At 65.3% G+C, this 17,161-nt stretch carries 25 protein-coding genes; 5 read left to right on the top strand and 20 right to left on the bottom strand.

All coding sequences use genetic code 11. The annotated features are described in order from the left end of the window. Positions 1–4: 4 nt before the first annotated feature. Both arfB and CB0205_RS0113230 read right to left on the bottom strand, forming a co-directional pair. Entirely contained in the window at positions 5–439 is a 435-nt protein-coding gene (gene arfB, locus CB0205_RS0113235; RefSeq protein WP_010317960.1) for an alternative ribosome rescue aminoacyl-tRNA hydrolase ArfB, read from the bottom strand. Positions 440–448: 9 nt separating this feature from the next. Beyond that, positions 449–685: a hypothetical protein gene (locus tag CB0205_RS0113230; protein ID WP_010317959.1), complete on the bottom strand. Its 237-nt coding sequence runs from the start codon at positions 683–685 to the stop codon at positions 449–451. 59 nt (positions 686–744) lie between these two features. Between CB0205_RS0113230 and CB0205_RS0113225 the strand changes: the two genes are divergently transcribed. Further along, positions 745–1,227: a hypothetical protein gene (locus tag CB0205_RS0113225; RefSeq protein ID WP_010317958.1), complete on the top strand. Its 483-nt coding sequence runs from the start codon at positions 745–747 to the stop codon at positions 1,225–1,227. Here CB0205_RS0113225 and CB0205_RS16200 read toward each other — a convergent pair. Beyond that, positions 1,201–1,356 (bottom strand): hypothetical protein, encoded by a 156-nt coding sequence (locus CB0205_RS16200; RefSeq protein ID WP_198001945.1) that lies wholly within the window; start codon positions 1,354–1,356, stop codon positions 1,201–1,203. The genes CB0205_RS0113225 and CB0205_RS16200 overlap by 27 nt on opposite strands. A gap of 39 nt (positions 1,357–1,395) precedes the next feature. Between CB0205_RS16200 and CB0205_RS16670 the strand changes: the two genes are divergently transcribed. Next, a complete protein-coding gene (locus tag CB0205_RS16670) occupies positions 1,396–1,518 on the top strand; it encodes a hypothetical protein (RefSeq protein ID WP_010317956.1) in 123 nt (40 codons plus the stop codon). Between the two features lie 33 nt (positions 1,519–1,551). Then, positions 1,552–1,734, top strand: a complete 183-nt coding sequence (locus CB0205_RS0113210) for a hypothetical protein (RefSeq protein WP_010317955.1) — start codon at positions 1,552–1,554, stop codon at positions 1,732–1,734. Here CB0205_RS0113210 and CB0205_RS0113205 read toward each other — a convergent pair. Next, the gene (locus CB0205_RS0113205; protein ID WP_029626406.1) at positions 1,731–2,948 is read right to left on the bottom strand and encodes an MFS transporter; all 1,218 of its coding nucleotides are present in this window, start codon (positions 2,946–2,948) and stop codon (positions 1,731–1,733) included. The two genes, CB0205_RS0113210 and CB0205_RS0113205, sit on opposite strands and share 4 nt — an antisense overlap. A gap of 2 nt (positions 2,949–2,950) precedes the next feature. On the opposite strand from CB0205_RS0113205, the gene CB0205_RS0113200 reads away from it, so the two are divergent. Continuing rightward, on the top strand, positions 2,951–4,612 hold the full coding sequence (locus CB0205_RS0113200; protein ID WP_232197336.1) for an alpha/beta fold hydrolase: 1,662 nt from the start codon (positions 2,951–2,953) through the stop codon (positions 4,610–4,612). Here the strand turns inward: CB0205_RS0113200 and CB0205_RS0113195 are convergent. The 14 genes from CB0205_RS0113195 to CB0205_RS0113130 all read right to left on the bottom strand — a co-directional run bounded on the left by CB0205_RS0113195 (position 4,557) and on the right by CB0205_RS0113130 (position 15,803). Then, entirely contained in the window at positions 4,557–5,576 is a 1,020-nt protein-coding gene (locus CB0205_RS0113195; protein ID WP_010317952.1) for an ABC transporter permease, read from the bottom strand. The two genes, CB0205_RS0113200 and CB0205_RS0113195, sit on opposite strands and share 56 nt — an antisense overlap. Next, positions 5,573–7,114: an ABC transporter substrate-binding protein gene (locus tag CB0205_RS0113190; protein WP_010317950.1), complete on the bottom strand. Its 1,542-nt coding sequence runs from the start codon at positions 7,112–7,114 to the stop codon at positions 5,573–5,575. Before CB0205_RS0113190 ends, CB0205_RS0113195 begins: the two co-directional genes overlap by 4 nt. Before the next feature lie 68 nt (positions 7,115–7,182). After that, entirely contained in the window at positions 7,183–7,374 is a 192-nt protein-coding gene (locus CB0205_RS0113185; protein WP_050778503.1) for a hypothetical protein, read from the bottom strand. A 162-nt stretch (positions 7,375–7,536) separates the two neighbouring features. Beyond that, positions 7,537–8,847 carry a homoserine dehydrogenase gene (locus tag CB0205_RS0113180; RefSeq protein ID WP_010317946.1) on the bottom strand — a complete coding sequence of 437 codons (1,311 nt, stop codon included), beginning with the start codon at positions 8,845–8,847 and terminating at the stop codon, positions 7,537–7,539. 39 nt (positions 8,848–8,886) lie between these two features. Continuing rightward, on the bottom strand, positions 8,887–9,309 hold the full coding sequence (locus CB0205_RS0113175; RefSeq protein WP_010317943.1) for a SufE family protein: 423 nt from the start codon (positions 9,307–9,309) through the stop codon (positions 8,887–8,889). After that, on the bottom strand, positions 9,309–9,761 hold the full coding sequence (locus tag CB0205_RS14930) for a hypothetical protein (protein ID WP_010317942.1): 453 nt from the start codon (positions 9,759–9,761) through the stop codon (positions 9,309–9,311). The genes CB0205_RS0113175 and CB0205_RS14930 overlap by 1 nt, the downstream gene beginning before the upstream one ends. A gap of 5 nt (positions 9,762–9,766) precedes the next feature. Continuing rightward, on the bottom strand, positions 9,767–10,009 hold the full coding sequence (locus tag CB0205_RS0113165) for a hypothetical protein (RefSeq protein WP_232197335.1): 243 nt from the start codon (positions 10,007–10,009) through the stop codon (positions 9,767–9,769). Positions 10,010–10,068: 59 nt separating this feature from the next. Further along, on the bottom strand, positions 10,069–10,653 hold the full coding sequence (locus CB0205_RS0113160; protein WP_010317940.1) for a 5-formyltetrahydrofolate cyclo-ligase: 585 nt from the start codon (positions 10,651–10,653) through the stop codon (positions 10,069–10,071). Next, positions 10,653–11,126, bottom strand: a complete 474-nt coding sequence (gene ruvC / locus CB0205_RS0113155) for a crossover junction endodeoxyribonuclease RuvC (protein ID WP_010317939.1) — start codon at positions 11,124–11,126, stop codon at positions 10,653–10,655. Before ruvC ends, CB0205_RS0113160 begins: the two co-directional genes overlap by 1 nt. Positions 11,127–11,131: 5 nt before the next feature. Continuing rightward, positions 11,132–12,220 (bottom strand): magnesium chelatase ATPase subunit I, encoded by a 1,089-nt coding sequence (bchI, locus tag CB0205_RS0113150; RefSeq protein ID WP_010317938.1) that lies wholly within the window; start codon positions 12,218–12,220, stop codon positions 11,132–11,134. Beyond that, on the bottom strand, positions 12,217–13,554 hold the full coding sequence (locus CB0205_RS0113145) for a DUF3370 domain-containing protein (RefSeq protein WP_010317937.1): 1,338 nt from the start codon (positions 13,552–13,554) through the stop codon (positions 12,217–12,219). The genes bchI and CB0205_RS0113145 overlap by 4 nt, the downstream gene beginning before the upstream one ends. 11 nt (positions 13,555–13,565) lie before the next feature. Beyond that, the gene (locus CB0205_RS0113140; RefSeq protein WP_010317936.1) at positions 13,566–14,615 is read right to left on the bottom strand and encodes a serine hydrolase; all 1,050 of its coding nucleotides are present in this window, start codon (positions 14,613–14,615) and stop codon (positions 13,566–13,568) included. Between the two features lie 85 nt (positions 14,616–14,700). Further along, positions 14,701–15,420 carry an RNA methyltransferase gene (locus CB0205_RS0113135; RefSeq protein WP_010317935.1) on the bottom strand — a complete coding sequence of 240 codons (720 nt, stop codon included), beginning with the start codon at positions 15,418–15,420 and terminating at the stop codon, positions 14,701–14,703. Beyond that, positions 15,417–15,803 (bottom strand): cytochrome c, encoded by a 387-nt coding sequence (locus CB0205_RS0113130; RefSeq protein ID WP_010317933.1) that lies wholly within the window; start codon positions 15,801–15,803, stop codon positions 15,417–15,419. Before CB0205_RS0113130 ends, CB0205_RS0113135 begins: the two co-directional genes overlap by 4 nt. A 74-nt stretch (positions 15,804–15,877) precedes the next feature. Between CB0205_RS0113130 and petG the strand changes: the two genes are divergently transcribed. Beyond that, positions 15,878–15,991 (top strand): cytochrome b6-f complex subunit V, encoded by a 114-nt coding sequence (gene petG / locus CB0205_RS0113125; RefSeq protein ID WP_006041770.1) that lies wholly within the window; start codon positions 15,878–15,880, stop codon positions 15,989–15,991. Between the two features lie 2 nt (positions 15,992–15,993). On the opposite strand, the gene rsmD is transcribed toward petG, so the two are convergent. Together rsmD and hisH are read right to left on the bottom strand one after the other, a co-directional pair. Beyond that, positions 15,994–16,542 (bottom strand): 16S rRNA (guanine(966)-N(2))-methyltransferase RsmD, encoded by a 549-nt coding sequence (gene rsmD / locus CB0205_RS0113120; RefSeq protein ID WP_010317928.1) that lies wholly within the window; start codon positions 16,540–16,542, stop codon positions 15,994–15,996. Then, the coding region (hisH, locus tag CB0205_RS0113115) for an imidazole glycerol phosphate synthase subunit HisH (protein ID WP_010317927.1) at positions 16,539–17,161 on the bottom strand (623 nt) is incomplete at its 5' end. The genes hisH and rsmD, both read right to left, overlap by 4 nt.

Raw genomic sequence — 17,161 nt, 5'->3', positions numbered from 1 at the left:
GAGATCAGTCATCCAGGCGCGGCCGATGTTGCCGGTTGCGTTTGACATCACCTCGCATTTTTTTACTGTCCAGACGCCGGCGAGTGGCTGCTTTCGAGGGCTTGGTGGCGCGGCGTGGTTTGGGGTCTGGCTTCAGGGCCTCGCGCAACACCGCGGCCATCTTTTCAAGGGCGAGGCAGCGGTTTTTGTACTGGGAACGGTGCTCGGAGGCCTGAATGCTGAGCACGCTCGAGCCTTTCAACTGCGGCAGCCGTGCCTGCAGTCGTTGTTTCTGAAATGGTCCAAGAACTGAGCAGGCTTCGATGTCAAAACTGAGCTCGACAGCCGTTTCCAGCTTGTTGACGTTTTGTCCGCCCGGACCAGCGCTGCGGCGAAAGGACCAGGTCAATTCCGCCGCTGGAATGACCAGCCGTGGATGAATCACAAGCTCAAGGGCCACGGTTGGGAGCTAGTCCTCCTCCAGCCACGCCCGGAAAGTCAGGGCGCGTAGGTGCTGGACCTGACGCAGGCGCCGTAGGCGATCGATCACGTAGTACGCCAAGCCGATGGCGATGGCGGCTCGGATGAAATACCAACTCAAGCCCCAGAGCAACACTCTGGTGAGGCTCAAGAAGGCAAACACCCAGAGCAAGATCCAGAGGGCCGAGAGCAGCAGTCGAATCAATGCGCTGTTGCGTCGCGTCATCGCTTCTTTGTTTTCTGCAATTCCCTCCGTAGGGTTTTTAGCAGAGTTCATTGGGGTCAATGCCTTCCAAGCCGCGCAATCGCATTGGTGAGGTGTATGGCCAACTCACCGTTGTACGCGCGTCAGAGAAGCGCTCCAAGGCGGGCAATGCCTACTGGTGGTGTCGCTGCAGCTGCGGTCAGGAGCGCGAGGTGCCGAGCGACAAGCTCTCCCACAACCTCGCGCGCCAAAAGCCCACAGTTCAGGCCTGTGCGGCCTGCTCCCGTGAACTTCAAGTCGAGGCGGTCTGCGAGAAGAACGACCGTGAGGAGCGGCAACGGCGTCGTGAGGCTTTGGCCAACCGCCAGGCGCTCAAGGGCCTTGTCCCAGAGAGCTGGCTCGCCTTACCCCTGACCGATGCCCATGCCCGCGAACAGGGTCAGGTGCTGTTTTTTCGTGGCACGCGCTGCCTGCGTGATCACTTGGCTCCCTATCGCATCAACGGAGGCTGCTTGGCCTGCTCTGGCCAGCGCCCCTCAGCGACTGTTCCAGCTGCGCTCTAGGGAGGCACGGACCTGCTCCGTGCTGGGCTCGGCGAGCTGGCGGCGGAAGGGCTGGGTGAGTCGCCAGAACTTGACCCCCGCGGCCAGGGCGAAGACTCCCCAGGGAACCAGCAGCCAGAGCTGATGCATCAGGTCCATGGGTGATCGGGCACGATCAGTCTCGCGGAAATGGCTCCTGATCTGGTGGACGAGGAACTGCGCTTTGTTCTGACGTTGCTGCTGCTCGCCATCCTTCCGGTGGGATTGCTTTTCTGGGCTTGGTTGCGGCTGTTGCCTTCCAAATCCAAGTAGCTGTTCCACAATGGCGTCAGCTCCAGGTCTGCCATGACGGCTCAGCCCTCCCCTGAAACCACCGGTGACGACCGTCAGGCCCACGATTTCGATCGCCAGAAGGAGCTGCATAAGCAGATCCGCAACGATCCCGATTACGACGATTGGGAGTACGGCACCGAGCCCCTGCCCCACGAGGCCTGGGCTGCAAAGAACGCCAAAGACAAGGCCTCTTAACCCACCCGCCGCTTCGAGCGGTTCTGCACCGGTCTGACCAGCAGCAAGCTCAGCGCACAGATCGCCGCTGTCGCGAACCACAGGCCCACGCCATGGCCATGGCCATCCAGCAAAACCCCCGCCAGCAGCGGTGCGGCGAAGGCACTGAGCGCGAAGCACTGAGAGAAGAGGGCCATCGCCAGGCCTCCGTGGCCACGGGGACTGAGCTCAATCACCGCCTCCGTGGCTGTCGGTAGGAAGGCGGCTTCGCCCAGGGCGATGATCGTGAGGGCGATGACCACCAGAACGAGGCCGGAGTGGCTCAGGGCTGAGGCGGCCAGGAGCAGGGTCCCGCTGCTGAAGCAGATCAGGCTCAGCCCCAGGCCGGTCCCCACTGGCCGCAGGGCCAGGGCTCGGCCAACGGGCCATTGGATCAACACCAGCAGACCCAGTTGCAGACCGATCAGCAGGGCGCTCAGGCTTTCTGTCTGGCCAGCTCGGTTCAGGCCGCCGCGGACCAGATCCAGCGGCAGTGCGCTCTGCATCAGCGCTGGAATCGAGGTGGCCACCACCGAGATGCCAAGCATCGGCACCAGGGCTGGCAGCCATTGCCGCAGGGGACGTTGCCCCTCCGCGTACTCGCTGGCCTTGGCGGCTTTGGGCAGGGGTTTGAGTAACAGCAGCGCCGCCAGAGCGAGGACCGCCGCGATGTCGATCCAGTAGACCCCGCGCAACAGCCCGGCGGCCGCGAGCAGCGAACCACAGAGGGTTCCTGAGGCCACACCGACGGCATCACTGCTGCGCACCAGGGCGTAGCCCTTCGCCGACGGTAGTGGGTTCGCGCACTGCGGCACAGCGAGTTCAACCGCAGGCCAGTAGAGGCCGCCGGCCATGCCGATACAGACCTGGCCAGCGATGTAGCCCCCCATGCTGCTGGCCTGCAGCAGCAGAGCGTCACCGGCAAACCCACAGGCCGCCGCCATCAGCACCGGGGTCCCGCAACTGCGGCCCTGATCCAGGAGGGCTCCACTGATGAAGCGCCCAACGGTGCCAGCCAGCGCAGCGAGGGCCAAACCCAGGCCAATGGAGGCGGCATTGAAGCCCTGCTGGTGAAACACCATCGGGGTGAGATACAAAATCCCACCGGCACCAAAACTCGCGACCAATCGAACACTGGCCAGTTCCCGGAGTGCCGGGGGAAACTGGTGCCACCAGCTCCAGCCTGTTGCCTGCATCCGTGGTTGAGCCAACCCGCTTGCGTCGCCGCCGTGCACTGACCAGCAGTCTGCTGGCTGGCGTTCTGTCCTTGGGCTCCCTGCTGGCTGCGCCACTGCGGGCCGCTGAGCAACTCGACATCCACCTGGAGGGGTTGGACCTGCCCCTCAACCTGGTGGAACTGGAACGCTGGAGCAGGGATCCGTCCACGCGCGCCGGGGAGCTGGCGGTCTGGCTCAACCTGCTCGATCCCCAAAGCCAGCAGCAGTTGCATCAGCTGCTCAATGCCCCACTGGTGGAGGAGCGCAGCTTCACTCAACAGATGATGCGCAGTTGGGCGGGCCAGCGGGTCGCCGAAGAACTGGGCGTCTTGATCAGCACCGAGAACGGCAATGCCGGTCCGCTGGTTCTCAGCACCCTCAACACCTTGCTCAAAGAGCAGCGGCAGGTGACGGTGATCGAGCTGATGCGGGCACTGCCGGCCCAGCAGCTCACCATCAATCTCGATGGACTCCAGCTGCTCGCCCGCGGTTGGCAGCAGCAGTTGTTCGATCAGGAGCTGGCGCTCAAGGCCCTGCAGACCTTGCCGCTGCCGCAGGGGACCCCGCTGCTGCCGCTCTCCGATGGCGTGCTGCTGGATCAGCAATCCTCTGCGGCTGATCAGGCTCCCCAGCGCTGGCGTTTGCCGGTTCCCCATCGCCAGCAGCCCCTGGTGCTTGAGCTCTGGCCGGTCCCTGATGCCAAGACCTGGGTGTTGCTCATGCCTGGCTTGGGGGGCAGTACCGATCAGTTGCGCTGGTTGGCCCAGGCCCTGCATGAACGGGACTGGCCCGTGGTCTTGCTCGATCACCCCGGTAGTAACGAACTGGCGGTGCGGGAGTTGGTCCAGGGGCGACGTCTCCCCCCTGGAGCTGAGACCCTTCCCGGCCGGGTGCAAGACCTGCAGGCCGTGGTGGCCGCGGTGCAAACCGGTGGATTGCCGCAACTGGGGCAGCGGGTGGTCCTGATGGGTCACTCCCTGGCGGGGCTGACGAGCCTGTTGGCGGCAGGGCTGCGTCCTGAACCAGGACTGCAGCGCCGTTGCAAACGATCCCTGGCGGATCTACCCCTAATCAACCTCTCGCGGCTGCTCCAGTGCCAGCTCCCCGAGGTGCCCCTACCGCCGGTGAAACCGCTGGCCCAGCCGATTGCAGGGGTGGTGACCCTCAATGGTTTCGGCAGCCTGCTTTGGCCCCATCGGGGTCTGCGGGGCCTGCAGGCGCCGGTTTTGATGGTCGGCGGAAGCCTGGACTTGATTACGCCGCCGCTCAGTGAGCAGCTGCATCTGTTTTTGCCTGATCCCAATCCCCGCAGCCGTCTGGTGTTGTTGGAGGGGGCGAGTCATTTCTCCCCGGTTCGGATGCAGGCCGGAGGCGAGGCCCCCCTGTTCAAGTTCGGCGAGGAGTGGGTTGGTGTGGATCCCGCCCGGGTGCAGAACTTGATCTTGAGCTTGAGCAGTGAGTTTCTCTGGGGCCTCGATCAAGGGGGGCTGAAGCGGGACCTACCGCCCCAGCGCCGGCACGTTGGTGGTGTCAGTGCCTATGTGCTTGACCACGACCTGGCCAAGCTCTGGCAGGAACGCATCGAGGTCAGAACTTCACGCGTGGATCGAGTAGCGCCACCAGCAGGTCCACAAGAACGCTGACCGCCACCACCAGGCTGGCGACCACCACGACGATCCCCTGGACGACGGGGTAGTTCCGTTGGCTAATGGCCTCCTGCAGACGGAAGGCCACCCCAGGCCAGGAATAGGTGACCTCGATCAACAGGGCTCCACCGATCAAGGAGGCCACGGTGATCCCGGCGATGGTCAGGACCGGCAGCAGGGCGTTGGGCAGGGCATGGCGAAGCACGACCCGGCGTTCACTCAGGCCGCGGCTGCGGGCCGCTTCCACGTAGTCGGAATCCAGGGCTCGGCGCAGATTCAGGCGCAGGGCATTGGCGAAGATCCCGCTGAGCAGGATCCCTAAGGTGCTGGCAGGCAGCACGAGATGCCGGATCGCTCCCCAGAACTGCTGGCCGTTCCCCTGCAGCAGGCTGTCGAGCAGATAGAAGCCACTGCCATCCGGTGGGATCAAGGTGGCGGGGAAGCGTCCGCCGACCGGCAGCCATCCCAGCCAGACCGCGAAGACCAGCTGGACCATCATCGCTGCCCAAAACGGCGGCATGGCATAGGTCCCAATCCCATAGAGCCGGGCGGAGAGATCGAGCTTCCCCTCGGGCCTGGCAATGCCACTGAAGCCAACAGCCAGGCCAACGACCGCAGCGATCAGCAGGGCCGTCAGGCCGAGCTCCAGGCTGGCGGGAAGACTGCGGGCAATCACCGCCGTCACAGGCTCTTGGTTGGTCAAGGAGGTCCCGAGCTGGCCGTGCAGCAGGTCGCTCAGGTACTGGCCGTACTGGACCGGAAGACTTTGATCGAGGCCCAGTTGTTGGCGGAGGGCTTCTCGAGCGCTTTGCGGTGCCCGCGGGCCAAGCAGGGCATCGATGGGATCGCCAGGGGCAACCCGAAGCAGGAGAAAGACCAGGCTCGCGATCAGCCAGAGCATCACCGGCACCAGGGCCAGGCGGCTCAGCAGGTAGCCCCAGAGGTGATGGCGTCGGCTCATCGCTTCACCGGCTCCAGCTGCTGCAGGATCACCCGACCGCTTCCATCGAACTGGGGCGCGCTGAGGTTTCGCTGCCCCCAGGCGCGCGCATTGACTTGCCAGAGCGGAACAAAGGAGGCCCCATCCGCCGCCTCCCGTTGAATCGTCAACAGGGTGGATTGGCGTGCCGCACCCGAACGGCGCTCACTGGCCTGGAGCTGCTGTTGCAGGCCTGGCCTGGTCCAGAAACTACCGGAATCGACGCTGCTGCCCGAGAGGCATTGGTCGCCCTTGCTCCTGCGGCAGCCCAGTAGGGGGGCCAGGTAGGTGTCGGGGTCTGGGTAATCGCCAATCCAGTCGTAAATGATCATCGGGAAGACCCCCTGGGACAGCTGCCGGTAGGCGCTGGTGGACTCCACCCCTGTGATCTCCAGGCGCACGCAGTCTCCGAGGTCCCGGCGCAACTGGGCTTGCCAGGTCAGGGCAAAGAGACGATCCGAGGCATGGTTCGAGCGGAAGGTCAGCGGCAGCGTCAGCCGTTGCCCTGAGCAGTAGCCCTCTTGCCGGTAAAGGGCCCGGGCGGCCTTGGGGTCGTAGGCCGGCCAGCTGGGGGGGCTCGAGCCGGCCAGCGGTGGTGGCACCAGGGAGCGCAGGGGTTCGCTCATGTCAAAGCTGACCCGTTGGCTGATTAGCCGGCGATCCAGGCTGAGGGCCACCGCCTGCCGCAGCCTGCTGCGGTTGAAGGGGGGGCGTTGGCTGTTGAGGGCCATCAGGGCAATCTCGATCGCCGGCCCTTCTCCGCTCACCAGCTCACCGCGCGCCACGCGGGCATCGAGGGCCTGCTGCTGGTCACTCTCGAGGCCACTGGAGATCAGCAGGTCCACCTCTCCGCTGATGAGGGAGCCAAAGAGGGCCGTGGAGTTGCTCAGGGTGATGAGGTGGATCCCCGCGTTCTTGGCGGGCTCGCCCCAGTAGTCCGCAAAGGGGAGCAACTGCTGTTTGCGCGGGCTGAAGCTCACCAAGCGGTAGGGGCCCGTGCCGACAAAGCGGCCCGTCAAGGAGCTCTCGCCGTAGTCCCGGTAGGCCGTCGGGGAGACCGGGGTGAAGGTGATCGAACTCAGCAGCGCCGCCAGGGCGCGATAGGGGCGCGTCAGGCGGACTTCGATCGCGTAGGGTCCAACGCTGCGGACGGATTCGATCCGATCATCCAGCAGATAACTGAGTTTCCCCAGGCGCCGAAAGCGGTTGAGGTTGAAGACCATCGCCTCGGCGTCGAAGCGGGTTCCGTCGTGGAACAGCACGCCTTGGCGCAGTGGAATCCGGGCGCTGAGTCCATCCGCACTGAATTGCGGCAGGGCCGTGGCCAGCCTGGGTTGGAGTTGCCCCTGGCGATCGGCGGTGTAGAGCGGGTCGCCGACGGCGCTCAGCAGTTGCGTTCCGGCCAGCAGATAGACGTCAACCGGGTCGACGGAGTCCAGGCTGCTCTTGTTGGCCACCACCAGCTGGCCAGCGGGATGGGGTGGTTGGCAGCCCATCAGCAGCTGCAGGGCCGGCAGCAAGGCGAGCAGGCCGGCAGCAGCGGGAAGGCGAGTGATGGGGCGCTTGGCTGAGCGCCCCTATTCAAGCCCTAAGACATCGATTTGCGGGGCTCGAGCTGTTGCAGGGAAATCTCAAACACCGGGCACCCATGGCGGGCCAGGGGCCAGCGCCGCACCCAGCAGCGGTCGTGGCTGTCATCGATTCCCACTACTTGATAGGTGTGGGAATCACTGATCAGGTTGACGCAATCGCCTTGATGGAAGGCGCGAGATGGGTTCATGGCCAACAGAGCAAAGAGGCCGAGGCTCAAACCAACTGACCCGCCAAGAATTCCGCCTTGTTTGCGCTCAAAACGTTTGAGTCGCTACAAAACTGCGCTTGGGTCAGGGGAACGGCACGAATCGATTCCCCAACTCTGGCCCAGGTGCCAGCTCCGCTGCCACTAGAGCGTGGGGAGGCAGGCGGCCACGGCTTTCACCTCTGGTAGGGCCTTGATGGCGGCGAGTGCCGCCGCGAAGTGCTGCTGCTTCACCTCATGGGTGATCACCACGATCTCGGCGTCGGCCGCATCCCCGGTGGTTTCGAACTGGACGATGGAGCGGATCGAGACCCCTTGCTCGCCAAAGCAGCTGCCAATGCGGCCGATCACTCCGGCTTCATCACCGGTTTGCAGACGCACGTAGTGACGCTGCAGGGTCTCGCCCGCATCCACCAGGGCGCAATTGCGCCAACGGCTGGCCGCCAGCAGCGGGTCGAGTCCGCCGCTGTTGCCGGTGGCCGCCCGGATCCCGGCAATGTTCAAGATGTCAGCCACCACGGCGGAGGCGGTGGGCCCGGATCCGGCTCCAGGGCCGTAGAACATCACACGACCCACCGGGTCGCCTTCCACCAGGATGGCGTTGTTCACGCCATGCACCCCGGCGAGGGGGTGATCCTTGGGCAGCAGGGTGGGGCTGACGCGTACATCCAGCTGCACGGTGCCATCGCTGGCGGTGCCCAGATTCTGGGCTTGGGCCACCAGTTTCACGACGTAGCCCAGTTGCTCGGCGTAGGTCACATCGCAGCCATCCAGGCGATCGATGCCTTCGGTTGGAATGGCCGCGCGCTCGATCGGTCCGCCGTAGGCCAGGCCCGAGAGGATGGCGATCTTGTCGGCGGCATCGCCACCACCCACATCGGCAGCGGGATCGGCCTCGGCATAGCCCAGCCGTTGGGCATCAGCGAGCACCTCGGCATAGGCCGCACCCTCATCGGCCATGCGGCTGAGGATGTAGTTAGTGGTGCCATTGATAATCCCGCTCACCCGTTGGATGCGGTTGCCCCCTAGGGATTGCTTGAGGGGTTCGATGATCGGGATCCCGCCGCCAACGGCGGCTTCGATCAGCACATAAACGCCTTGTTCGGCGGCCGCAGCAGCAATTTCTTCGCCATGGCGGGCAATGACCGCTTTGTTTGCGGTGACTACGGGTTTGCCAGCCGCAATCGCCGCCAGGATCAGGCTGCGGGCAGGCTCGAGGCCGCCCATGACCTCAACGACGATGTCGACCGCGGGGTCCTGGACCACCGCTTCAGGGTCGGTGCAGAGGATGTCGCTGGGGAGATCGATGGGCCGAGGGCGGCTCAGATCCCTCACGGCGACCCGTTTCAGCGCCAGTTCTCCCACCAGTGGATGGCGACCGTCAGGGGTCTGCAGGATTTCCGCAACGCCTGCTCCCACAGTGCCGAGCCCGAGCAAGCCGATGCCGATGGTCATCCTGACGCCGTTCTGAAACGACTGATCCTAGAAATCGACCTAGTCGGCTGAGCTGAGGGCGCTGGCTTGGGCCTGCATCATCTTGAAGATGTTGAGAAAGCCATTGGCCCGCGAGGGGGTCAGGCTGGCCTGCAACCCGGTCTCACTGAGGAAGCCGGGATCGATGCCAGCGATGGCCGAGGGATCCAGCCCCTCGGTGCCCTCAATCAATAGAGCGAGGAGGCCTTTGGTGATGGCGGCATCGGAATCGCCCTGCCAGTGGAGTTTTCCATCCACGAGCTGACCGACCACATACACCTGGGAGACGCAGCCTTTGACCTTGAAGACGTCGTTGCGGAACTCCTCCGGCAGGGGCTCCAACTTCTTGGCGAGCCAGAGCACGTATTCGTAGCGGCGCTTGGGGTCGGCCGTGCCTTTGAGGCGGTCAACGATTTGATCGAGCTTCTGGCTGCCAGTGGCCATTAACGGTTGCGTCTGGTGCGCTGAAGTCCCAGCAGCATGGCAGTTGCACCCAGGGCACTGAGCCAGAGCTGCGGACGTTGCCGGGGCCCTGCGCTGATCTGATCGAGCTGGACTTGACCGCCCTGGACTGGCATCTCCAGGTAGTCGCGATGGCCAGGTCCCCCATCCACCTGCAGTTCGAAGGAGCCTTGGCTGCCTGGGGGCAGGGCAAAGCTCAGTCGTCCGCTTGCGTCAGTGCGTCCCAGCTCCTGGCTGCTTCCATCCGGGCCAATCAGACGGACGAGGGCATCTTGGGTGGGCTCTCCGGTGGAGAACTGGCTCTGAAGCACCAGCTGCGCATTGAGAGCCTCGAGCCGGTTGATGCTCGTCTCGATGCCATGGGCCCTGGCTGGCGGCGTTGAGGCCCAGATCAGAACTGGGGTGGCGGCGCAGAGGACAGCAGCGGCTCGCATCTGGATTAAGCGGACCAGCGGCTGTCTGTCTTGGTTTTGCCGGCCTGAACCATGTGAACCATGGAGCTCACCATCATCGAGAGGGCGTCGCTGCTCTCATCGCGCCCTTTGAGCTCCGAGGCCATGACCTGCTCGGCTGCCGTGCCGCGGTTGATGGCAATGCTTGGCCCGCGGCGCTGCTCTTCGGAGGCAGATTGACGCCCGGCAGTGATGGCGGAGAGGAATGCGTCGTTGCCAGCCAGATCCACCGGTGCCGCCCTGAACTGCTCCGATCCTGCCAAATCCAGCGCGCCGGTGCGCCTGGACTTCACGGTTGCTCAACAGGTTGCAACCCAGGCCGCCAGTGCACCCCCTCCTCATCCAGCCAGCCTGGGAAGGGCACATCCCAGGCCTCAGCGGGGAGCTGCTCCACCAGGCATCCGCTGGTAACCACCGCCAGGGCTGGGATGTCCCTCCAGGGGGAGGACTGCCTCAATCGGTCAAACCAGCCACCGCCGTAGCCCAGGCGGATCCCGGATTGATCGAAGGCCAGGGCAGGGGCCAGCAGGAGTCCAAGTTGTTCCGCCTCCAGCACTGGCGCTGGCTCGCTTGGGGCGGGGATCCCGGTCTCATCCGCTGCGGTGGGATCACCGGGACGCCAACGCCGGTACTGCAAACGCCCCCCGGCGATGCAGGGCAGGGCGATCCGGCCGCTGAGCGACGGCAGATCAGCGAGGCACAGCAGGTCCACCTCTCCGGGCAAGGGCCAGTACAGCCCGAGCAGGCGTCCTTCCTGCAGCAGGCCCGGCAGGTGCTGGATCGCCTGGGCCTGAAGCCGGGGGGCGCAGCTGGCGTGCAGGTTCAGCCGCCGCTGTTTGAAGGTCTGGCGTAAGGGCCCTTTCTGACCCTCCATCAGCGCTGAAACCAGCCGGTGAGCGCGACCGCCAGGGCATCGGCGGCATCATCGGGCCGCGGAGGGGTCTCGAGGTTGAGCTCTCGCATCACCGCATCGAGCACATCGTCCTTGTCGGCATGGCCGTGGCCCGCCAAGGCCAACTTGATCTGCATGGGCGGGAACTCCACCACCGGGATGCTGAAGCGGGCCAGGGTCATCATCAGCACCCCCCGGGCTTGCACCACCGAGATCGTGGTGCTGGAGCGGTAGAAGAAAAACTTCTCCACCGCCGCTAGATCAGGCTTCCAGTTGCGGATCAGGACCCGTAGATCCTTCGCGATTTCCACCATCCGCTCGCCATCACTGCGGCCCGGGTCGGTGCGGATGATCCCGCAATCGAGCATGGTTTGGGCCCCGCCAGGACCCTCCTCGACATCAATCACCCCGTAGCCCACGCGAGCCAGACCGGGATCGATGCCGAGGATTCGCAACGGCCTTAGGCGGCGAGGGCCAGTTCGAAGGCGGCCTTGTCGCTGCTTTCAGGGCGCTCAAACACCTTGCAGAAGACCTTGACCACGCGATCGCCTGAGTCGATCTGCTCGAGGGGGTCCTTGCGCAGGCGGTGGCGCAGGCAGCAAGCAGCCACGCGGGCCACGTCGTCTTCGGTGACTTCCGTGCGCCCTTCGAAGGCGGCCAGGGCCCGGGCGGCCCGGTTGGTGACGATGTCGCCGCGCAGGCCATCCACATCCAGCTCACCGCAGATGGCGGAGATGCGAATGCGCAGGTCATCGTCGATTTGAACGTGCGGGAGACGGTTCTGCGCCTCAACAACACGGGCCTGGAGGCCGTCCTGTGTTCCCTGAACGGCGTTGTTGAAGCCGTCGGGGTCGTTGTCAAAGGCGGTGCGTTGGTCCACCACCTGCACTCGCAGTTCGGGGTCGCGCACGGTGCGCACCTCGACGCTCATGCCGAAGCGGTCCAGCAGCTGGGGACGCAGTTCACCCTCTTCCGGGTTACCGGAGCCAATCAGGACGAAGCGAGCAGGGTGGCGAACGCTCACGCCCTCGCGCTCAACGGTGTTCCAACCGGAGGCGGCGGAGTCGAGCAGCACGTCCACCAGGTGGTCGTCCAGCAGGTTGACCTCGTCGACGTAGAGAAGGCCGCGGTTGGCTTTCGCCAGCAGACCGGGCTCAAAGGCGCGAACACCCTCGCTGAGGGCCTTTTCAATGTCGATCGTGCCGCAGAGGCGGTCTTCGGTGGCCCCCAGGGGCAGGTCCACCATGGGGACCTGGCGCTTCTCGGTGGGAAGTTGCTCACCTTGTTCGGCCCGCTGGCGCACCTCGCTGCTCTGCAGGTCAGGGTCGCTGGAGGAGCTGTTGTAGGGGTCGCCGGCGACGACGTCGATCTCCGGCAGCAGATCAGCCAGGGCGCGGATGGTGGTGCTCTTACCGGTGCCGCGGTCTCCCATGATCATCACGCCGCCAATGCGGGGGTCGATCACGTTCAACAGCAGGGCCAGCTTCATCTCCTCCTGACCCACGATGGCGGTGAAGGGAAAGACCCTGCGCTTGCGGGCTTGCGTCACGGCTGGAGGCTGTCTGGCGGTGCTGGCGATTGTTTCACAGGCAGCAGGCTGAGCACCTGCGGCGGGGTGGCATCGGCGGGGTAGATCAGGCGCACGCGAAGCTCCCGCGTCTCCCCTGGCGTCAGGCTGATGCGGCCCAGTTCAGGACCTTGCTGGCCCGCCCGCTGGACCAGATGGAAGCTCTGGCGGCTGGGTTGACCGTCGAGCCCGTTGAGTTCCACCGTCCCGCGAAACATCACGGAGCGCGATGGACTGCTGTTGAACTGCAGTCCGCCGACGGCCTGATCGGTCTTGAGCGGTGACTCCAGGGCAACGGCCAGCGCTGCGGGGCTCTTGGAGCGATTGCAGAGCGGAATCCGAATGTCGTAGGCGACGCCGTAGTTGCCGTGGGCGGCCCAGGCCGTGCCCGGATAGTGCGCCTTGAGCTCGGCGGTCTGCACCTGGCCGGTTCCGAGGCGGCCACGCTCCAGCGAGGCAATCGGCCAGGAGATGGGGGCCGAGGTGGTGGAGAGGCAGCTCTTGCCCGGATCGCTGACGGTGGCGCTCCAGGTACTCCCGATTTGCACGCCGCTGACACGGGAATAGACCATGCGCCCCCGGGCGCCCCGTGGGGTGGGTTTGTGCTCCTTGGGGCTCAATTCGCCCGAGCTCAGAATTTGTGCGAGTGCCTGCTGGTTTGGCGGCTCGTTTCCGTTCCCGAAGGCCGCCAGGGTGGCGACGCTGATCGCACCGCTGGCCTGGAGCCGCAGTTGCAGATTGCGGCCATTCAGCAGTGGATCGAGTCCCTGCACCGGAATCGGCAGCAGCAGCAGGGTGGTGGGGGACCCCGGGCGCAATGTCCAGCGTTTCGGCAGGTTGGGGTTGCGTTGGCGAAGCAGCAGTTCCGTGGCCACCCGGCTTCCAGGGCCTGCGTAGGTGAAGCCGTCCTGGCGCATCCGCTCCGGCAGGGGCAGGAAGGGCGCCTGGGGTTCGCGTCCGTCCGTGGACTGGGAGAGCGCGGTGGAGCCACTCAAGAGCGAGAGCTCAACCGCTTGCTCGCCTCTGGGTTGGGCCACCACCGCCAGCCAGATGGTCGAGTCCGGTTGCTCTGGGGTGCCCGCATAGACGTGGTGGCTGAAGAGGTCGAAGCGACCGTTCAACGGCAGATCCAGGTGGGCGTCGCGGTGCCTCGGGTCGGCGAAGGTCGAGAGCAGGATCCCTGGCCCACTGATCAACTCGGGATTGTTGTCATTGAGCATCAACACCGCATCGAGGCTCCCCGGCAGAGGGCGGATCTGTTGCGGGCGAAGGATGGGTGCCGCTTGGGGGCTTGCCGCCAGGAGGACAGGAAGCATCGAAGGAGTCCTCAGGCGGTGGGTTTCTTGGGCTTGGCAGGCGCAGGCGCTGGTTTGCGCACCAGGTTTTTGGAGATCTCCCCCGCCATGGCCCGGATCAAGTTGGTGGAGCGCGGGTCGTTGAACGGCCCCTTGACCATGAAGGCGGCCACGGCCCGTTTGCCGTCGGGCAATTCGATCAGGCCCGCATCGGCGTAGGCAATGCCGATGTCACCGGTCTTGTTGTAGACGGTCACCCCGTGGGCCATCAGCTCGCTGTCGGGGGTCGCCGAATCTCCCCCAAGGCCCATCAACATCCCAAGGGGCAAGAGGGTGTTGGTGCGGGAGCGGCCCATGACCTCGCGGAAGAGATCGCGGGCCCGCGGGCTGAGTTTTTCGCCCGTATCCACCAGGGCGATGGAGCGGGCGAGGTCGTATGCGCTGGTGGTGTTGGTGCCGTCGAGGTCCGGTAGCCAGTTGTTGACGACGGTGCTGCTGAGCCCCAGGGCCTGGAAGCGGGCGTTGATGACAGCTTTGCCGCCCACGCGTTTGATCAAGAGGTTGGTTGCCGTGTTGTCACTGACGCGGATCATTTCGTTGGCCGCTTCCCAGAAGGGAAAGGTCGTGCCGACGGGCTTGTTCGCCATCCAGCCCGCGCCGCCACCGACCACCTCTTTGGTCATCGGTAGCCGTTCGTCCCAGCGCAGTTTCCCGGCATCAAGATCCTCAAGAGCCACCAGCAGGATTGGGGTCTTGATGGAGCTGGCGGCGGGCAGGGGCCGTTGGGGGGCGAGCTCGGCAAAGCGGCCGTCATCGAGCACCAGTAGATAGCCGCTGACGGTCAGGTCCTTGTATTGCGCGGCGAGTTGGGCCCAGCGCTTGCTCAGGGCGGTCAGCTCGAGCCTTGGCTCGAAGCGGCCGAGATCCAGGCCGCGCGGAAGCGGCCGTCCTGGGGGCGCGAGCAGCGATTGGGGCTTGGCGACTTGGGCCGCCCCTTGCCCCAGTTTTGGAGCCAGCAGTTTCAGGCCGGTTCCGGCAATCACCCCCAGCCCCAGCCCCATCACCAGGAGACGGAGGACCAAGCGCAGCGGTGCTCCCCAGCTGGAGCGATTTGAACGTTGTGACCGACCTGCGCCCACGGAAGCGATCGAAGCTTGGGCTCAGACGTTAGGGGCAGTCTCGCTGTGATGCCCAGCGCAATTGACGCACCATTCCTCGCAGCAGAGCGACTTCCTCGTCGCGGATCTCAGCCCGTTGCAGCAGGGCACGCAGCTTGGCCATGCGCGCCTGGGCGGTATGGGGATAAAGGAAGCCCACCTCCAGCAGGAGTTCTTCCGCATCGCTGAGTGCGGCCTCCAGTTGCTCCCGCTGGCAGGGCTCCGGCTGGGGGGCGGTGGGTGCGGGGCAGCGCCGCAGTTCGTGCAGGCAGACCGCAACGGCATGGGAGAGGTTCATCGAGGCGTAGGCCTCGCTGGTCTCCAGGCGCAGGATTCGCCCAGCCTGCAGCAGTTCTGCATTGCTCAGGCCGCGGTCTTCTCGGCCAAAGACCAGTGCCGCTGGGGCGGAGGGGGCATCCGTCTCTGAGGCCTGCAGCCAGGAGAGGGCTTCTGCGGGACCGTTCAGGGGCAAGGCCTCCTCCTCGATGCGGCCGCTGGTGGCCACCACGCGGCGGCAATCGGCAAGGGCGGCCTCAAGGGTGGGGAAGAGTTGGGCCTGCTCCAGCAGTGCCTCGCCATGCACGGCCATCAGACGGGCCTCATTGCCCAGGTGATCGCAGCGGGGGGCGACCAGGCGCAGTTCATCCACGGAGAAATTGGCGCAGAGGCGGGCGACGCTGCCCACATTCAGTGGGCCCGCCGGCTCCACCAGCACCACCGCCAGGCTCACGAGAGGCTGTGGAGGTAGGCCAGGAGATCCGCCATGGCTTGGGGTTCCGGTTGGAAGCGCGGCATGGGCGGCGTTCGTCCGCTGACCACCTGCTGAATCAACTGGCGATTGTTCTTGCGGTTATCCACCTTGTGGAGGTTGGGCCCCACCAAGCCCTGGGCGGCAATGCCATGGCAGCCAGCGCAGTTCAGTAAAAACAGCTGCTCGCCCTGTTCGGCGGAGCCGCTGAGCTGGAGGGTGGTTCGGGTGTAGGGGTCGCTGCGGGCAGCCGGGATCACGACCACCAGCATCACGATCGTCACGCAGATCGCCGTCAATAGAACCAGCGCCGAGATCAGGCCCCGCTGGGGTTGCTGCGCGGGGGTGGGGGTCTCTACGGTCACGGTTGATGGAGATCGTTCACGAACCCAGCCATGGGCGTGGGAGAATTGTGCAACCAAAGCTGGTTGCTCCGTCCATGATCGAACCCCTGCTCTGCGGCATCGTGCTCGGTCTGATTCCCGTGACCTTGCTGGGTCTGTTCGTGGCCGCCTGGAACCAATACCGCCGCGGCAGCGCCCTGGGCGGCTGATCTCAAGAGCGAGCGAGCACCAGAAGGCCGCAGCTGCCGTAGTGCTTTTGCTTCTCGACCACCCAACCCGCCGGGATCTCCGGCGGGTTTTTTGTTGCGTGCTCCAGCAGCACAAGGGCCTGTGGATGGAGCCAATCTCCGGCGGCCAGGCGCTCAAGCAACGCGCCATAGAGGCCAGCGGCATAGGGCGGATCGGCATAGACCAGATCAAAGCTCTCCCCTTGGGCTGATCCCAGCCAACGGATCGCCTCCTGTTGGATCACCTGGACCGACGGTCTCGGTTGCAGGCTGGAGGCCACCAGCTCCAGGTTGCTGCGGGCCGTGGCGCCGACGCGACGGTCCTGTTCCACCGCTACCACCTTGGATGCACCGCGCAACAGCGCTTCGCAGCCCATCACTCCGCTCCCGCAGAAGAGATCAAGCCAGTGGGCTCCAGGGAGCTCGGTCGCCAGCATGTTCATGACGGCTAGGCGCACCCGAGAGGCCGTGGGGCGAGCGATGTCTCCAGGGGGACTCAGCAGTTTGCGTCCGCCACTGAGTCGCAGGCTCATGCCTGTTCCTCGACCCAGTGCAGCCAGCGGCGAAGCAGCTGCTCACCCGCTTCTGAGGATTTTTCAGGGTGGAACTGGCAGGCTGCGACGCTGCCTTGCCAGACGGCTGCGGTGACGTCCTGGCCGGCAAAGGACACCGAGGCGGTGATGCAGCTCGGATCCTTGGGCTGGGCTGCAAAGGAGTGGACGAAATAGACCCAGCTGTCTGGCGCTCCCTCGGGCAGTAGCGGGGAGGGCGTTCCGGGAATCAGGGCTTCCCAGCCCATGTGGGGGATGGGATGACCCGGAACCTTTGGCAGCGCTGCGATGTGACCTGCGAGCAGTCCAAGGCCGGAGGCTGAACCCTCATCACTGCTCTCAAAGAGCAGTTGCAAGCCCAGGCAGATCCCCAGGAGGGGGCGCCCTGCATTGCACCAGGCCTTGATCGCGGGCACGAGCCCGGAGGCATGGAGACGCTCCATGGCCGGGTCGAAGGCCCCCACCCCGGGCAGGACCAGGGCCTGGCAGTCCTCCAGGGCTTCGGCCTGCTGCAGGATCCGCACTTCACAGCCCAGGCGCTCTAGAGCCCGCTGCACGGAATGCAGGTTGCCCATCCCGTAGTCGATCAGGCCGATGCGCG

The organism is Synechococcus sp. CB0205, from assembly GCF_000179255.1.
GTDB lineage: Bacteria > Cyanobacteriota > Cyanobacteriia > PCC-6307 > Cyanobiaceae > Vulcanococcus.
The sequence above is the reverse complement of the archived record's forward strand: the minus strand, read 5'-3'. Positions and strand labels throughout refer to the sequence as shown.

Bases quoted from the DNA above. Each gene is read 5' to 3' on its own strand.
- CB0205_RS0113230 (WP_010317959.1), bottom strand. From the start codon at position 685: ATGACGCGACGCAACAGCGCATTGATTCGACTGCTGCTCTCGGCCCTC.
- CB0205_RS0113225 (WP_010317958.1), top strand. From the start codon at position 745: ATGCCTTCCAAGCCGCGCAATCGCATTGGTGAGGTGTATGGCCAACTC.
- CB0205_RS16200 (WP_198001945.1), bottom strand. From the start codon at position 1,356: ATGCATCAGCTCTGGCTGCTGGTTCCCTGGGGAGTCTTCGCCCTGGCC.
- CB0205_RS16670 (WP_010317956.1), top strand. From the start codon at position 1,396: ATGGCTCCTGATCTGGTGGACGAGGAACTGCGCTTTGTTCTGACGTTG.
- CB0205_RS0113210 (WP_010317955.1), top strand. From the start codon at position 1,552: ATGACGGCTCAGCCCTCCCCTGAAACCACCGGTGACGACCGTCAGGCC.
- CB0205_RS0113205 (WP_029626406.1), bottom strand. From the start codon at position 2,948: ATGCAGGCAACAGGCTGGAGCTGGTGGCACCAGTTTCCCCCGGCACTC.
- CB0205_RS0113195 (WP_010317952.1), bottom strand. From the start codon at position 5,576: ATGAGCCGACGCCATCACCTCTGGGGCTACCTGCTGAGCCGCCTGGCC.
- CB0205_RS0113185 (WP_050778503.1), bottom strand. From the start codon at position 7,374: ATGAACCCATCTCGCGCCTTCCATCAAGGCGATTGCGTCAACCTGATC.
- CB0205_RS0113180 (WP_010317946.1), bottom strand. From the start codon at position 8,847: ATGACCATCGGCATCGGCTTGCTCGGGCTCGGCACTGTGGGAGCAGGC.
- CB0205_RS0113175 (WP_010317943.1), bottom strand. From the start codon at position 9,309: ATGGCCACTGGCAGCCAGAAGCTCGATCAAATCGTTGACCGCCTCAAA.
- CB0205_RS14930 (WP_010317942.1), bottom strand. From the start codon at position 9,761: ATGCGAGCCGCTGCTGTCCTCTGCGCCGCCACCCCAGTTCTGATCTGG.
- CB0205_RS0113160 (WP_010317940.1), bottom strand. From the start codon at position 10,653: ATGGAGGGTCAGAAAGGGCCCTTACGCCAGACCTTCAAACAGCGGCGG.
- CB0205_RS0113145 (WP_010317937.1), bottom strand. From the start codon at position 13,554: ATGCTTCCTGTCCTCCTGGCGGCAAGCCCCCAAGCGGCACCCATCCTT.
- petG (WP_006041770.1), top strand. From the start codon at position 15,878: ATGATCGAACCCCTGCTCTGCGGCATCGTGCTCGGTCTGATTCCCGTG.
- rsmD (WP_010317928.1), bottom strand. From the start codon at position 16,542: ATGAGCCTGCGACTCAGTGGCGGACGCAAACTGCTGAGTCCCCCTGGA.